Genomic DNA, 15,033 nt, shown 5'->3' on the forward strand with positions numbered 1-15,033 from the left:
GGTCCACGCCGAGAGACCACCGGTCGAGCGGGTCAACCGTTGAGCACGTACGCGATGGTGTCCGCGTAGAAGCGGGCTCCCTCGGGCCGCAGATGCATGCCGTCGTCGTAGAAGAACTCAGGATGCGCCTCCCCGATCGACTTCCAGTCGATCATCTCCACGGAGGGGTGGCGTTGCACGCCCTCGAAGATCACTTGGTTGTTGGGCGCCTCCCAGCCGCGGGGCACCTTGACGGTGAGCACGATGATGCGATGCCCGGCGAGCAGCTCCACCAGGCGGTCGAACTGCGCAGCGGTGAACGTGCCGTTGTTGCCCAGGTGCACTACCACGGTCTGGCCCAGCAGCCCGGCATCGCGGTACCAGGCGAGCATCTCCAACCCCACCTGCACCTGCCGCCCGACCGCTGCGTCGACCTGCACGCCGGGTCCGAGCGCCTGCAGGGTCGACGCCGCGCCGAGCATCACCGAGTCGCCCATGGCGGTGACCGTCGCGGTCGGCGCGATGGTTGCCGGTGGCGGCGGGGGCGCGACGGTGGTGGGAGGCTCGGTGACCACCGGGACCGAAGCGGGGTCGACCACCGGCGTGGTAGTGGTGGTGGTCGTGGCCGGCAGATCGGTGGTGGTGGTGAGCTGTGGGAGCTCGACGATGGGCCCGGTGGAGCCGACCGCCAGGTAGTCGGGTGGCGGGGGAGGCTTTGCCAGCCCGATGGTCACGGCCAGCAACCCGAGCAGCGCGAATCCGGCGGTGCCGGCCGTCACCCACCGAAGCCTGAGCTGCTGGCGCCGCTCGCCGACTGCGGAGCGAAGCTCCCGCCAGCGCCGTCCGAAGGCCCCGCGCCGGATCGGCAGCTCCACGAACCGGTACGACAGCTCGGCCAGCGCCAGGGTGATCGCGAGCCGCAGCGCGAACAGCGGCACCCCGTCGAACGAGACGTCGATGCCCGGGCGGGTGAGCTGGTAGACCGGCCAGTGGAACAGGTAGATGCCGTACGAGCGCAACCCGACCCATCGCATCGGTGCGATCCCGAGCACCCGACCAAGATGCGCCGCCGGGTGGACCGCCACGGCGATCACCATCAGGGTCACGATGTCGAGTCGCAGGAAGCCCCCTCGGTACAGCGCCGGGTCGAACTCCCCGGTGGACGTCAGCAGGTACACGAGCACCAGCAGGGCGGTCGCTCCCACGGTGTCGAGCACGACCGCTGCGCCGCGAGCGACATCTCGCCGGAGCCGCCACGGCGACCATACGAAGGCCAGCGCGCACCCGAGCAGCAGCCCGGCGGCGCGGGTGTCGGTGCCGTAGTAGACGCGGGACGGGTCGCCGGCGTTCGGGTCGAACAGCACCCACATCAGCGCCACCGAGCCGAGCGCGGCGGCGAGGACCGCCGCCGGGAACAGGCGCCGGCCGAGCAGCTTCATGCCGCCGATGAACACCAGTGGCCACACCAGGTAGAACTGCTCCTCGACGGCGAGCGACCACAGGTGGGTGACGAGCGAGGGTCGGCCGACGAACTCGAAGTAGGACTTCTGGCCGATGATGAAGTTCCAGTTGGTCACGTAGGCGATCGCGGACAGGACGTCACCGCGCAGGCTCGCCACCTCGCCGGGAAGGAAGATCACCGCCACCGCGCTGACCAGGATCAGCAGCAGGAACAGCGCCGGGAGCAGGCGGCGGGCCCGGCGCAACCAGAACTCCCGGAGGGTGATCGACCCGGAGTCGCGCCATTCGGCCAGCAACAGCGCGGTGATGAGGTAGCCGCTGATGACGAAGAACACCTCGACCCCGAGGAAGCCGCCCGAGGCCCAGCCGTAGCCGGCGTGGTAGACGAGCACCGAGATGACCGCGAGGGCCCGCAGCCCGTCGAGACCGGGCATGTAGGGCAGCCGGGTCGAGAGAGGCGGGACCGCGGCGCGCGAGGCGGTGGTCGGCGCGGTCATCTGGCCCCAGCAGTCATCGCTGCATTCTCTCGCATTCCGGTACCGTGCCGAGCGTCACGCTCGCCAGCTGAACGTGGAGGCCCGTCGTGGAGAAGCTCGTCTACCTGGTGTGGGATCGACCGAGCATCGAGCCCGCCGAGTACGGCGAGCGGGTCGAACAGGCTACCGGCGAGCTGCTCGATCTCGAACCATCGGCACTCTGGGTCGCCGTCGACGATGCCGGTGCCCAGGTCCCGCCTCCCGTGCCGGTGCCCGACGACGAGCTGCCGATCCGGGCCGCGTTCTCCATCTGGCTCGACGCCCATGATCGGCGCGAGCCGTTCGAGTCCGTGCTGGGCGGGCTGGGCGTCCGCCGTGCCGGCTACCTCGTCACCGAGTCCCTGCTCGAGGACTACGGATCCACTCCTGACTGGCCCAGCGCCCGCGACTGGCCCGAGGGCGATCGCTCCCCCGGCGTGTGCGTGCTCACCGTGTTCGACAAGAAGCCCGGACTCGACGACGAGACGTTCTACGCCCACTGGTACGGGCACCAGTCGACCATGTCGGCGGCCATGCAGCCCCGCGTCCGTTACGTGCGCAACGCGGTGGCCCGCCGGCTGACCCCGGGTGCTCCCCCACTCCGAGCCATCGTGGAGGAGGACTGGCCGACCCTCGAGCACCTGACCGATCCGTTCAGGTTCTTCGGCACCACCGACAGTGACGAGTTGGCGGAGAACATCCGGGTCATGCTCGACAGCATGAAGGTCTTCTGCGATTCGACCACCCTGCGGACCTACACCATGAGCGAGTACCTCGTCCGGGGCTGAAGTCCTCATCGTGCCCTCGCCTTCGTCCCGCCACGACGCGTTCGCGGTGTGCACCCCCGGGCTCGAACAGACGCTCGACGGGGAGCTCAGACGACTCGGCATCCGGGGACGGACCGGTACCGGTGGCGTGGCCTTCCGGGCCACGACCCGCGAGCTGTACGCCGCGAACCTCTGGTCGCGCGTCGCCACCCGGTTCGTGGTGCGGGCCGCGCGGTTCGAGGCCCGCTCCTTCGCCGAGCTGGAGCGAGCGGCGCGGGGGGTGGACTGGGCGAGCTGGCTCGGAGCAGGCACCCAGCCGGTGTTCCGGGTGAGCTCACGCTCGTCGCGCCTCTACCACACCGGCGCGATCGCGCAACGCCTGGTGGCCGTGGCGGAGCAGGCCGCCGGTCGAGCGCCATCCCGCGAGGGGACGAGCGAGCAGCTCTTCGTGGTCCGCGCGCGGCGAGACGCCTTCACGATCAGCGTCGACAGCTCCGGCGATGCCCTGCACCGGCGAGGCTGGCGGCTGGCGGCCGCGAAAGCGCCGCTGCGGGAGACCCTCGCCGCGGCGATGCTGCTCGCCACGGGGTGGCATCCCGAGCGACCACTGGTCGACCCATTCTGCGGGTCCGGCACCATCCCCATCGAAGCGGCACTGCTCGGCACCGGTCGACCACCAGGGGCGGACCGCGCGTTCGCGTTCCAGCGGTGGCCGAGCTTCGCTCCGGGAACCTGGGCCAGCGTGCTCGCATCCGCCACCCGGGCCGGCCGCGAGGCCGCCGAGTGGTGCGGGAAGCTCGTGATCGTCGGGCGCGACCGCGACGCCGGGGCCATCGAGGCGGCGACGGCGAACGCCGAGCGCGCCGGGGTCGCACACCACCTTGACCTGCAGCGAGCCAGCATCTCCGAGCTCCAGCCGCCCGCCAGCACTCCCGGCTGGATCCTCACCAACCCGCCCTACGGCAAGCGGATCGCCTCCGGTGGTGACCTGCGCGACCTCTACGCCCGCCTCGGCCAGGTCGCTCGTACCCGGTTCCCGGGATGGTCGATCGGCCTGCTGGTCGCGGACCGGCGCCTGGCCGCACAGGTGGCGGTGCCGTTCGAGGAACGACTCCGCTCCTCGAACGGCGCGCTGCCGGTCAGGCTGGTCACGGGCGAGCTTCGAGCACCAGGTTGAACGGGGTCTCGGTCGCCCGGCGGAACCGGGTGAAGCCGGCTTCTTCCGCCACCTGACGCAGCCGAGCCTCGCCCGCTTGGGCCCCGAGCGCCAGGCCCACCTCCTGTGACTGCGACGCCGGCGTGCAGATCAGGGTGGAGGCGGCATAGAAGACGCACCCGACGGGGTTCAGGTTCTCCTCGACGCGATCGCCCGCGTGCGGCTCCACCAGCAGGACCGTGCCGTCTTCGGCGATGGCCTGCCGGGCGTGGCGCAGCGCGCCGACGGGGTCGCCCATGTCGTGCAAGCAGTCGAAGTAGCAGATGAGGTCGTAGCCCGTGCCGGAGAACTCCTTGGCCGAGGCGACCTCGAACCGGCAGCGATCCGACACCCCGGCATCAGCGGCGGCCTTCGCCGCCGCCTCGATCGACGCGGCGTGGTAGTCGGAGCCGACGAAGCTCGACCGGGGGTAGGCCAGCGCCATGATGACCGTCGACGCCCCGTGCCCGCAGCCCACGTCGGCGACCGTCCCCCCTCGCTCCAGCTTCTCCTGCACGCCCTCGAGCGCGGGGATCCACGACTGCACGAGGTTCGCCTGATAGCCGGGGCGGAAAAACCGCTCGGTGCCGTAGAAGAGGTCGTGATGGTGCTGGTGCCACCCGTAGCCCTCGCCGGTGCGGATCGCCTCCGTGAGCAGGTCGTCGGCCTTGGCAGCTGCGGTGGCCACCTGGAAGCCGCCGACCACGAACGCGGGGCTGTCCTCGTTGGTGAGCAGCTCGGCCTGTTCGGCACTGAGCGAGTACCCGCCGTCCCGGTAGGTGACGTACCCCGCGGCAGCGAGCGCGTTGAGCCACTCGCGCACGTTGCGCTCGGCGGTCCCGGTACGGCGTGCCAGCTCCTCACTGCTCACCGGACCCGCAGCGGCCAGCTCATGGAAGAGGCCGATGCGGTCGCCCACCACCACCAGTGCCGAGACCAGCGCGGCGCTGAAGTCGCCGACCGCCTGCTCGACCAGGGCGTTCAGCTTGTCCTCGTTGACCGTTGTCGTCATGACGTGCTCCGTTCTCCTTCGCCGTCGGGCCATGCTCGGCGGTGGCGATCGCCACCGCCGAGACGGAGCGTCTCCCCCGACTGCTGCAACGGGTTTGCAAGCTGGTGGTGCAGTGGCGCCGGGATCAGCCGCGAGTGCTGCGAGCGGCGAGGTGCCGCCGGAACGTGGCCTCGTAGCGGCCGGCGGCTGCCGCCAGCCCGCTGGCGAGCGATTCGGCCCACTGGCGCCAGCGCTCGATGCCGGCGTGGCGGGCGAGGTCGTCGAGCATCCACCAGGCCTCGAGGGCCGCGACCCGCGGCAGACGGACGAGATCGTCCTCCAGCGAGGCCGGGTCGATCCGGCGGCCACTCGCCAGCTCGGCGCTCGCCACCAGGACCCGCCCGAGCGTGAGGTAGCGCAAGTCCCCCCGCCGCTCGGCTGCGCTCGTGGCGGCAAGGGCCACTTCGAGCGCGGCCGTGGGTTCCCCGGCGGCGAGCAGGCGCCGAGCACGCAGGAGCGCGAGCCGCTGCTCGCAACGCCACCGGTTCTGGAACCAGCGGGCGCCCAGACCCCCTTCGGCATCCGTCAGCCACCGCCCGGCTTGGTCGAGGTCCCCGGCGCGCAGATGGTCGTCCGCCAGGTCGAGCTGTGCCTGCACCTGCACCTCGATGAGCGGACCGGTCGCCTCCAGACCCCGCTCGCTGTGCTCGCGAGCGCTGGGGTCGCCCAGGTTGCGCAGGATCCAGCTGCGGTAGTTCTCGTCGAGACCCTGGTAGCGCAGGTCGCTGCCCCGACGCTGCATCTCCGCCGTGAGACGGTCGAGCAGCTCGAGCGCCTCGGCGGGCCGGCCGGCCATCGCTCGGGCGTGAGCCGCCATCTGCAGGACGTGCTCGACCCAGAAGCCGTGAGCCGTGTCGACTTCGGCGCCGATGAGCGGCTCGAGCGCGGCGAGCGCGTCATCAGTGCAACCCTGGTGGGTACGCAGCACGCCCTGCCATCCTCGCATCGCGGGATCGCGGGGCACGAGCGCGACCGCACGAGCCAGTTCGTCGTCGGCCTTCGGGAGATCACCCAGACCCCGATGGGCAAACGCCATGACGAGCAGGCAGCTCGCGGCAACACTCGGCTCATCGGTCGAACTGGCACCTTCTTCGCCGAGCAGGATCGCGAGCTCCATGTCGTGCCGGTGTCGCGCGATCCAGGCCCGCAGCTCGACCGCCCGGGCGCCCGCGCCGAGGCCGACGGCATCGATGGCGTCGGCTTCCGCACCGTCGAGGTCGCTTCGGGCGATGCGCACCCGGCCCCGCGCCAGGCGGGCGGCCGCGCCGTCGCACAGCTCGATGGATTCGTCGAGCAGCCGTTCCGCATCGGCCAAGGCATGACGTGCGGTGGCGATGGCGGCGGCCTCGACCAGCGCCTGGGCTGTGACCTGCACATCCCCGCTCCGGCGAGCGTGGTGCGCGAGATCCAACGGCTCCACGTCCGGACGTTCCCGCAGCGCGGTCGCAGCCCGCCGGTGGAGCAGCGACCGGCGGGCGGCGCTCACGTCCGCCTCCAGGGCCTCTCGGACCAGTCCGTGCCGGAACACGAACCGGGTCCCGTGCTCGTCCAGGACACCCTGCGCCGCGCCCCGTTCGAGGTCGCCGAGCACCTCGATGGGCGAGCGCTCCACGACTGACGCCAGCAGGTCGAGATCGATCGGCTCGCCGAGCACCGCGGCGGCTTGCATGGTGCCCGCGGCGCCGCCCAGCCCGGCCAGCCGGCTCCGCACGATCTCGCGGATGCTCCGGGGCAGCGGGCCGTCGTCCGGGTCACCGGCCAGCAGCTCGCTCAGCAGCAACGCGTTGCCGCCACTGCGCTCGAGCAGCTCCGCGGCCCGCTCGGCTCCGGCCAGCGCCGTGACGGTGGGGAGATCGAGTGGGCCAACGTCGATCCGGGTCACGTCGAGCGCGGGGCCCTCACCCGTCGGGCACGCCACGGCCACGAGCAGCGGCACACCGACACTACGGCGACGGATGAACCGGAGCCATTCGATGGTCGAGGAACCCGCGTGCTGTACATCATCGAGAACGAGGACCGCGACACCGGCGCCGGCGATCCGGCGGAACAGCCCCAGGAGGGCCTCGAAGACGAGCACCTGCATGGCCTCGGGCGTCGCGCCCGGCGCCGGGGGGGTCGTCCGATCCCCCCTCGCCGGCCGGGGTCGGCCGATCAAGGGGCCGAGCAGGATGGCGTCGTCCTCGATGAGCGCACCGGCCTCCTCCCGGTCGAGCCCGCGGAGGTGACTGGCCAGCGCGTCGCCGACGGGCTGCATCGGCAACGCGCGCCCGAGCTCATCGCACCGCCCCCAGAGCACCGGAGTGCCGCTCGAGGCCAGCCCCGAGGACCACACCCGCAGCAAGGTGGACTTCCCCGCGCCAGGTTCGCCCTCGACCAGCACGACCTGCACGCCGGACGCCGCCTCGTGCCACGCTCGGTCGAGCTGGTCGATCTGGGCCCTGCGCCCCGGGAGCGTCTCCGCCGGCGTCGGGCGAGCTCGGGGAGGGGCGGCCGCTGGCACGGGCAGCTCTCCCCGGAGGATCGCCCTCTGAAGCTGCTCGGTCTCCTCCGTCGGGCTCACGCCGAGCTCCTCCGCCAGCCGTTGCCGCGCCTCGGCGTACGCGTTGAGCGCCGACGCCGGCCGGCCCGCGGCCACGTGTGCCGTCATGAGGAGTCGCAGCGCGGCTTCATCGTAGGGATCGTGGTCGAGGGCCCCGGCCGCGGCCGCAGCGGCTTCGGGCGCGTCGCCGGCATCGAGGGCCGCCTGAGCACCGATGCGGCGGAGCGCGGCGACGGATCGCTCGACAGCGGCCCGGTCGGCGGCCGCCCATTCCGCGTCCCCCTCGTCGGCCAGCAGCTCACCGCGGACCAGCGCGAGGCCGGCGTCAGCCGCGGCGCGAGCCGCCACCGGCGCTCCCCGAGCCAGGCGATCCGACGCCTCCGTGGTGAGCGCCATCAGGGCCTCGACGTCGAGCCAGTCGACCAGCAGGCGGTAGCCCGCGCCCTCGCGGACGATGCGCTCCGGGCCCACGAGCTGGCGCATCCGGCTGGCGTGCACCGCCACCTCCCGCGTCGGGTTGGCCGGGGGCGAGTCGCCCCACAGGCAGTCGGCCAGCCGATCGACCGACACCGGCTGACCTCTCGCCAGGGCGAGCACCTTGAACAGGGTGCGGGACTTGCGGGAGCGGATGCTCATCACGTCCGCGCCGTCGATCTCGAAAGCGCCCAGCAGGCGAACCCGCAGCACCCCTGCATTCTGCTCGCCCGGCAGCCAGCACGCGCCGGAGGCACCCGGCAAGTGCCCGTCTACTCCAAGGTGGCGTAGTTCGTGGCGCGGTCGTCGGCTCGGGCGCCGGCGACCTCAGCCACGCATGCCGCCAGGTCGCGCAGGTAGTCCTCGATCACGGGCGCGTTCCCCGCGCTGACGGTGGCATGCAGCGAATCCGGTGGGGTCTGGCGATCGTGGAACCAGCCTCGGGCCAGGAGCGCGTCACCGACCGCGAACACATCCAGCGGCTCCGGCCGTGCCGGGTCGGCGGCGATGGCCACCAGGTGCGCCTCGGGCTCGCCGAGCACCGTGAGGCCCTCGATCGCCCGGATACCTTCGACCATCCGCCGGGCGGCGTCGATGGCCATCTTCGTGAGCCGCAGGTAGCCCTCCCTGCCCAGGTGCTGCAGCGTGGCCCACGCCAGGGCGATCGGCAGTCCCGGCCGGGTGCCCTGCATACCGGGTGAGGCGTAGAAGCCACCGAGCCAGCCGTCGAACACGAACGTCTGGTAGCGGCGCAGCTCCTTGTCGCGGTGCACGATCACCGACGCGCCCTTCGGCGCGTAGCCCAGCTTGTGGAGATCGGCCGAGATGCTCGTGACGCCCTCGACCCGGAAGTCCCACGGCGGCAGCTCGTAGCCCAGCTCCTCCATGAAGGGCAGCACAAAGCCCCCCATGCAGGCATCGACGTGGAAGTTCGCGCCCGCCTCGGCGGCGACGGCTGCCAGCTCCCCGATGGGGTCGATGACGCCTTGGGGGTACTGGGGCGCCGAGCCCACGACCAGCACCGTGTTGTCGTCGATGGCGGCCGCCATGGTGTCGACGTCGGCCCGCCAGTCCGCCCGCACGGGGACCTTCCGCATCTCCAGGCCAAAGTAGTGGGCACCCTTGTGGAACGCGGCGTGCGCCGACTCCGCCACCACCAGGTTCGGCTGCTCGATCCCCCGCTCGGCCCGGCCCCGCTCGCGCGCCGACTTGACCGCCATCAGGATGCTCTCGGTGCCACCCGAGGTCATGAAACCGGCGGCGTCGGGCCCGCCGTGTAACAGGTCAGCGGTGATGCGCACCACCTCGGACTGCATGGCCCCGAGGCTCGGAAAGGCGAGGGTGTTCAGCGCGTTCTCGTGCAGGAACTCGACCGCCACCGCCTCCTGCACCTCGTGCAGCGACGGGCCGCCGTCGTAGACCATCCCGAAGGTCTTGCCGTCCTGCCAGCGCACGTCGCCAGCCTGCTTGGCCCGAAGCTCCTCGAGGATGTCGTCCTTGGATCGTCCCTGCGCCGGCAACGGCATGGGCGGCCAGCGTAGTCAACCCTCGCCGAGGCGAGGCCTCCGCAGCACCCCGCCGTTGGACGGGTCCGGCACCCGGTGCACGGGATGCACGGGTGCACCCGGCACCAGCCGCTCGGCCAGCTCGGTCGGCCCGGCCTCGAGGCCACTCTCGTCGGGCCAGGCCTCGACCACCCCCACCAGCGTGGTGAGCGATGCGTAACCGGTCTGCACCAGCCCCTGGTCGGTGTCCTCGTCGTGGTCCATCTCGACCCTCCGGAGGACGAACTGCAACCGGTCCTGGGCCGGGCCCTCGACGCCGGCGCGGACCTCACCGAACGGCGCCAGGCGAGCCCATCGCAGCCCGCGGACCTGCTGGCGCGGGAGGGCCGGAACGTTGAGGTTCAGCGCGGTCCGGGCCGGTGCCTCCGCGACCAGTGGGAGGGCCTCGACCGCCAGTGCGGCCGCGGTCCCCCAGTACCACTGCTCGCTCGACTGCACGCTGACCGCGAGCCCCGATAGACCGAAGTTCTGGGCGGTGAGCACCGCGCCGACCGTGCCCGAGTGCAGGATGGCCCGCCCGGTGTTCAGCCCCGCGTTGACCCCCGACACCACCAGGTCAGGGCGGCGATCACCGAACCCGCCCAACACGGTGGCCAGCACCGCGAGGCCCGGGGGACCGTCGAGCGACCAGGCCTCGACCTCCGGCGCAGCGGGCAGCTCGACGCGGGTGACCTCGACGTGCTCGTCGGGGTGCATCCGCCCCAGCGCACACGACGCGCCGCTCCAGTCGTGTGCGGGCGCCACCACGAACACGTCGTGGCCCGCGCGGTGCAGCGCCCCGGCGAGGACGTGGATGCCCTCCGAGCCGATGCCGTCGTCGTTGGTGACGAGGATGCGCACTGTTCTACGGGCGCAGCACGTTGAGCTCACTCACGTTGTCGAGCAGGATGCGCCGCCGGGCCTCGGCGGGCAGCTCCTTGAGCTCCACGACGTAGTCGAGCGGGGAGGGCATGCCCTCGATGTGTGGCCAGTCGGATCCGAAGATCACCCGGTCGTCGCCCATCCACTCGACGATTCGGTTCACGTCGTCCTCCCAGAAGGGGTTGATCCACACGTGGCGCCGGAACAGCTCCACCGGATCCTCGGGGAACCATCCGGGCACCTTGCGGGCCATCGAACGCATCTTGGCGAACAGATCGGGGAGGAACTCGGCGCCGTTCTCCACCGAGGCGATGCGCAGGTTCGGGAAGCGCACGAACAGATTGTCGAACATCAACGACAGGAGGAACTCGAAGATGGCCCGTTCGATGGCGAACATCTTGATCGACGGCTTCCATCCGCCCTGGAAGGTGGCTCCGAAGCCGTCGGGCGCGTAGCCGTTCGACGAGCCGCCACTGTCGCCCGCATGCAGCACCACCGTGATGCCCGCCTCGTTCACCCGGGCCCAGAACGGGTCGAACGCCGGCTCGAACGGATTGCGCTGACCCGTGGCGGTGGTGGGTGCGGCCGGCCGCATCACGATCGTGCGGGCACCGCGATCCAGTGCCCACTCCAGCTCCTCAACCGCCCAGCCCACGTCGGCCAGCGTGAGGTACGGGGCGGCGAAGATGCGGTCACGGTACGCGAAGCCCCAGTCCTCCTCGACCCAGCGGTTGAACGCCCGGAAGGTGAGGCACACCGCCTCCGGGTCGTCCTTGAGCAGCTCCTCGTAGAGCATGCCGAGAGTGGGGAACAGCCAGCAGGCCTGCAGGCCTTGCTCGTCCATCGCCGCCAGGCGGGCGTAGCGGTCGCGGTACGAGGCACGGATGGGTTCGCGGTCCTGCAGGAACTCGAGAGGGTTGCGCTGATCGGGGTTGCCTCGGAAGTAGTCGTGCATCGCGCCCGGCTTGGCAACGGGGTCGAAGGTCGGGTTGGTGACCGCCCGGCTGACCCGGCCACCCACCACGTGGTAGCGGCGGCCGTCGATCTCGCACCACTGCACGCACCTCGGTCCGAGGGAGGGGTCGAGATGGCGGGTGAAGGCGTCGAGTGCCTCGTAGTAGTGATTGTCGCAGTCGAAGACGGGATGACCGAGCTCTTCCAACCGAAGCCCCTTGGGTGAGCGGACGACCTCACCGGATCGTAGGCGCCGAGCAGGGCCGGAGGCGCTCTGGCACAGTGGAGGTGTGAGTGCGGCGGACCGGGAAGGCACCCGTCTCGACGTCGACGGCCGATGGGCCGTGAACGCCCTGGAGGCCATCACCGATCTGGCGGTGGTCGTCAGCGCCGACTGGCGCATCCTCCACGCCAACCCGTACGCGCTCGACCTGCTGGCCCTCGAGGCCGACGAGGTGATCGGCCGCCCGGTCTCGGAACTCGTGCACCCCGACGACCTGCACCGGGCGATCGAGGTCATCGAGCGCATCAGGGCTGGCGACCGGGACATCGACACGACCCCGGCCTTCTACCGGCTGCGGGCGGGTGACGGCCAGTGGCGGCGGGTCGAGCTGAACGCCACGCTCGTCCCCGGTCCCGACGGCGATCTGCTCGTGGTGATCGGCCGGTACTCGGGCGACCACGACCTGCAGGACCGGCTCATCGAGCTGTTCACCGAGGACGCCCCCACCGACGTGCTGGTCGGGATGGTGCCGGAGTTCGGGCGTTGGCGCCAACCTGCTGTCAACTACGCGGTGTTCTACCTCGACGACGACGGTTGCCCGGCAGCAACGGGCTCGGCGGCGTTGATCCAGCTCGGTGGCTTGGAGGATCCGACCACCCCGTGGGCGGAAGCCGCCGCCACCCGCGAGGAGCGGCTCGCCGCCGTCTCGGACCTGCACCCCGACTTCGCCACCCGGGCCGGGCGCGCCGGGTTCACCCACACCTGGGCGATGCCGGTGGACGACCCGCTGCACGACAGCGCGGCGGTGGTCGCCTTCGCCCGCCGCGACGGCCCCGCTCCCGAGATCTTCGGCTACGCGCTGGAGGTGATGTGCAAGAACCTCCGGGCGGTGCTGCGCTGGCGCGATCACGTCGACGGACTCCGCCGCGCGGCTCGGCGCGACCCGCTCACCGGCATACCCAACCGGGCCCAGTTCTGGGCGCTCCTGGAGAGTCTCCGCCGGGAGCCTCGCCCCACGAACGTCGGTGTGCTCTACATCGACCTCGACGGCTTCAAAGGGGTCAACGACCACCTCGGGCACACCGTCGGCGACCAGGTGCTCACCGAAGCCGCCAGCCGGCTCGCCGCCGCCCTCCGGCCGGGGGACGCGGTGGCGCGCATCGGTGGCGACGAGTTCGCGGTGGTGTGCCACGAGCTCGCGACCGACGACGCGGCGATCGCGGTGGCCGAACGGGTGCTGCGGATCCTCGACGAGCCCTTCGTGGTCGACACCGAGACGATCAGGATCGGGGCGAGCATCGGCATCGCCACCGTGGACACTGCCGACCTCGATGCCGATGAGCTGCTCGAGCGCGCCGACCGCGCCCTGTACAAGGCCAAGCGGCGAGGCAGGGGCTGCTGGCACCTGGCTGCCGATCCCACGCCGGGCTGAGCCCGCCGACAGCACCTACCGTGTGGCGCGTGGAAGGTAGTTACCTCACCGCCGAAGCTCGTGGACCGGTGCTGCTCGTCACCCTCGATCGCCCGGAGAAGCTCAACGCGTACGACGGCCCCGGCCTCAAGGCACTGGGGGCGGTGTGGAGCCGGCTCGATGACGACCCCGCTCTCCGGGTGGGGGTACTGACCGGCGCAGGTGGGCGAGCCTTCTGCGCCGGCGCCGACGTGGCCGCCGCCGCGGGCGGCGGTTTCGACGACCCGCCGTACCCGGAGGTGGCGGAGGGCTTGGCCCGCAAGCCGGTGATCGCCGCCATCGAAGGCCGCTGCCTGGGCGGCGGCATGATGATCGCCACTGGCTGCGACCTGCGCATCGCCGGTGACACCGCCGAGTTCGGCCTCCCCGAAGCCCGCTGGAACCTCCCGGCGCAGTGGCTCGGGGCGCTGGCTCGCCAGCTCCTCCCCGCCCACGTCCTCGAACTGGCACTGCTCGCCGACGAGCGCCTCCCCGCCGCCCGGCTCTACGAGATGGGCTGGATCAACCGGGTGGTGCCCGCGGGCCAGGCGCTCGACGAGGCGTTGTGCTGGGCGGATCGGCTCGCCGCCCTCGCCCCCGCGGCGCTGCGGGCGTTCAAGGAGCTGGTCGTCAAGGGTGCCTGGCTGCCACCAGCCGATGCCCTTGCCCTCGGCCACCGGCAGGCCGCCGCGCTGGTCGCCATGCACGACACCGTGGAAGGCGGGCTGGCGTTCACCGAGCGCCGGCGGCCCGACTTCCAGGACCGCTGACGAGGAGCGCCCCCGTGGAGCACCCCACCGAGCGACCACCGGACCCCCGGGTCCTCGACGGCAAACTGTGGGACCTCCTCCTCGACCAGCTCGCCGGCCTCCGGTCCCTGGTATGGGCCGAGGACGTGCCGGCGGACCCGGTGGTGCGGGCAGAGGGTCTGCGCTACCTGCTGCGCTTCCTCGCCGCGGGCATCGCGGCGTGCATCGAGTACGACGACACCGAGACCCCGGAGCTCGGTCGGTACATCGAGAACCGCATGAGCTGGGGTCTCGACAACCCCGACTGCAACTACTCCTACACCCGGATCCGCGGCGGCGCGACCTACCGCGTCAGCGGCAACCGGGGCACCGCCCGCCACCTCGAGCTGCAGGTCAACACCGGCCACATGGCCGACGGCGACTTCGCCGGCTGGCGGACGGTCTCCGCCATGTCCGGTGACGAGCTGGCCACGGATCCCGACGAGGATTTCGAGCTGTTCCTGTCGCCGGAGGAGCACACCGCCGGCAACTGGATGCGCCTCGACGACACGGCCAGCTTCCTGCTGGTCCGCCAGTACTTCGACGACTGGGAACACGAACGCCCTGCGGAGCTGGTCATCGAGCAGGTCGGCTTCCCCTACCCGCCCGCACCGCTGAGCACCGGGGCGATCGGGGCCCGGGTCGAGCTGCTCTGCCAGTGGCTCGAGGTGGGGGCGCGCTGCTGGCATGCGATCAGCCGGGGCATCCTCGCCGGCACGCCCGGCGATCTCACGCCCTTCCGTCCACCGGCGGAGGCATCCGGGCTCAAGGGCCAGGCCTACGGCATGGGCGCGTGGCGCTGCGAACCCGACGAGGCGGTGATCCTCACGCTCGACCCGCCACCGTGCCGGATGTGGGGCGTGTCGCTGTGCGACCGCTTCTGGCAGAGCATCGACTTCGCCAACCACCAGTCGTCGCTGAACTCCGCCCAGGCGTCGCTCACGGGCCGCGGTCGCTTCGTCGGGGTCATCAGCCATGACGACCCCGGTGTGGCGAACTGGCTCGATCCCGCCGGGCACCGGGAAGGCACCCTGGCACTGCGCTACCTGCTGCCCGAGGTGGGCGACCTGCCCACGATGCGGTACCACACCGTGGCCCGCCACGACCTCGAGGGAGAGCTACCCGCCGACACGCCCCGCCTCGACCCCGCGGGGCGGCGGGCGGTGATCGAGCGGCGGCGGCGAGCCGTGATGCGCCGGTACCGGAGGTAG

General features: G+C 71.7%; 11 protein-coding genes. 5 read left to right on the forward strand and 6 right to left on the reverse strand.

Annotation, left to right across the window (positions count from 1 at the left end; genetic code table 11):
* Positions 1-32 precede the first annotated feature (32 nt).
* Positions 33-1,937 (reverse strand): acyltransferase family protein, encoded by a 1,905-nt coding sequence (locus HZF19_RS13280; RefSeq protein ID WP_208029275.1) that lies wholly within the window; start codon positions 1,935-1,937, stop codon positions 33-35.
* Positions 1,938-2,023: 86 nt separating this feature from the next.
* Between HZF19_RS13280 and HZF19_RS13285 the strand changes: the two genes are divergently transcribed.
* Together HZF19_RS13285 and HZF19_RS17245 are read left to right on the forward strand one after the other, a co-directional pair.
* Positions 2,024-2,743, forward strand: coding sequence for a hypothetical protein (locus HZF19_RS13285; protein WP_208029276.1), 720 nt, complete (start codon positions 2,024-2,026; stop codon positions 2,741-2,743).
* Between the two features lie 10 nt (positions 2,744-2,753).
* A complete protein-coding gene (locus HZF19_RS17245; protein ID WP_208029277.1) occupies positions 2,754-3,899 on the forward strand; it encodes a THUMP domain-containing class I SAM-dependent RNA methyltransferase in 1,146 nt (381 codons plus the stop codon).
* Here the strand turns inward: HZF19_RS17245 and HZF19_RS13295 are convergent.
* From HZF19_RS13295 to HZF19_RS13315, 5 genes are all read right to left on the reverse strand, one after another.
* Positions 3,871-4,929: a methyltransferase domain-containing protein gene (locus HZF19_RS13295; RefSeq protein ID WP_208029278.1), complete on the reverse strand. Its 1,059-nt coding sequence runs from the start codon at positions 4,927-4,929 to the stop codon at positions 3,871-3,873. The two genes, HZF19_RS17245 and HZF19_RS13295, sit on opposite strands and share 29 nt — an antisense overlap.
* A 124-nt stretch (positions 4,930-5,053) precedes the next feature.
* A complete protein-coding gene (locus HZF19_RS13300) occupies positions 5,054-8,194 on the reverse strand; it encodes an ATP-binding protein (protein WP_208029279.1) in 3,141 nt (1,046 codons plus the stop codon).
* Positions 8,195-8,253: 59 nt separating this feature from the next.
* Positions 8,254-9,507: a pyridoxal phosphate-dependent decarboxylase family protein gene (locus tag HZF19_RS13305; protein ID WP_208029280.1), complete on the reverse strand. Its 1,254-nt coding sequence runs from the start codon at positions 9,505-9,507 to the stop codon at positions 8,254-8,256.
* Positions 9,508-9,522: 15 nt separating this feature from the next.
* Entirely contained in the window at positions 9,523-10,386 is an 864-nt protein-coding gene (gene surE / locus HZF19_RS13310; RefSeq protein ID WP_208029281.1) for a 5'/3'-nucleotidase SurE, read from the reverse strand.
* 4 nt (positions 10,387-10,390) lie between these two features.
* The gene (locus HZF19_RS13315; protein ID WP_208029282.1) at positions 10,391-11,569 is read right to left on the reverse strand and encodes an amidohydrolase family protein; all 1,179 of its coding nucleotides are present in this window, start codon (positions 11,567-11,569) and stop codon (positions 10,391-10,393) included.
* 82 nt (positions 11,570-11,651) lie between these two features.
* Between HZF19_RS13315 and HZF19_RS13320 the strand changes: the two genes are divergently transcribed.
* The 3 genes from HZF19_RS13320 to HZF19_RS13330 are packed head-to-tail and all read left to right on the forward strand — an operon-like array spanning position 11,652 to position 15,033.
* Positions 11,652-13,016 carry a diguanylate cyclase domain-containing protein gene (locus HZF19_RS13320; RefSeq protein WP_208029283.1) on the forward strand — a complete coding sequence of 455 codons (1,365 nt, stop codon included), beginning with the start codon at positions 11,652-11,654 and terminating at the stop codon, positions 13,014-13,016.
* 29 nt (positions 13,017-13,045) lie between these two features.
* A complete protein-coding gene (locus HZF19_RS13325) occupies positions 13,046-13,804 on the forward strand; it encodes an enoyl-CoA hydratase/isomerase family protein (RefSeq protein ID WP_208029284.1) in 759 nt (252 codons plus the stop codon).
* 14 nt (positions 13,805-13,818) lie between these two features.
* Positions 13,819-15,033, forward strand: a complete 1,215-nt coding sequence (locus HZF19_RS13330) for a hypothetical protein (protein ID WP_208029285.1) — start codon at positions 13,819-13,821, stop codon at positions 15,031-15,033.

This window comes from Rhabdothermincola sediminis (genome assembly GCF_014805525.1).
In the GTDB taxonomy this organism is placed as follows: Bacteria; Actinomycetota; Acidimicrobiia; order Acidimicrobiales; family Acidimicrobilacustridaceae; genus Rhabdothermincola; species Rhabdothermincola sediminis.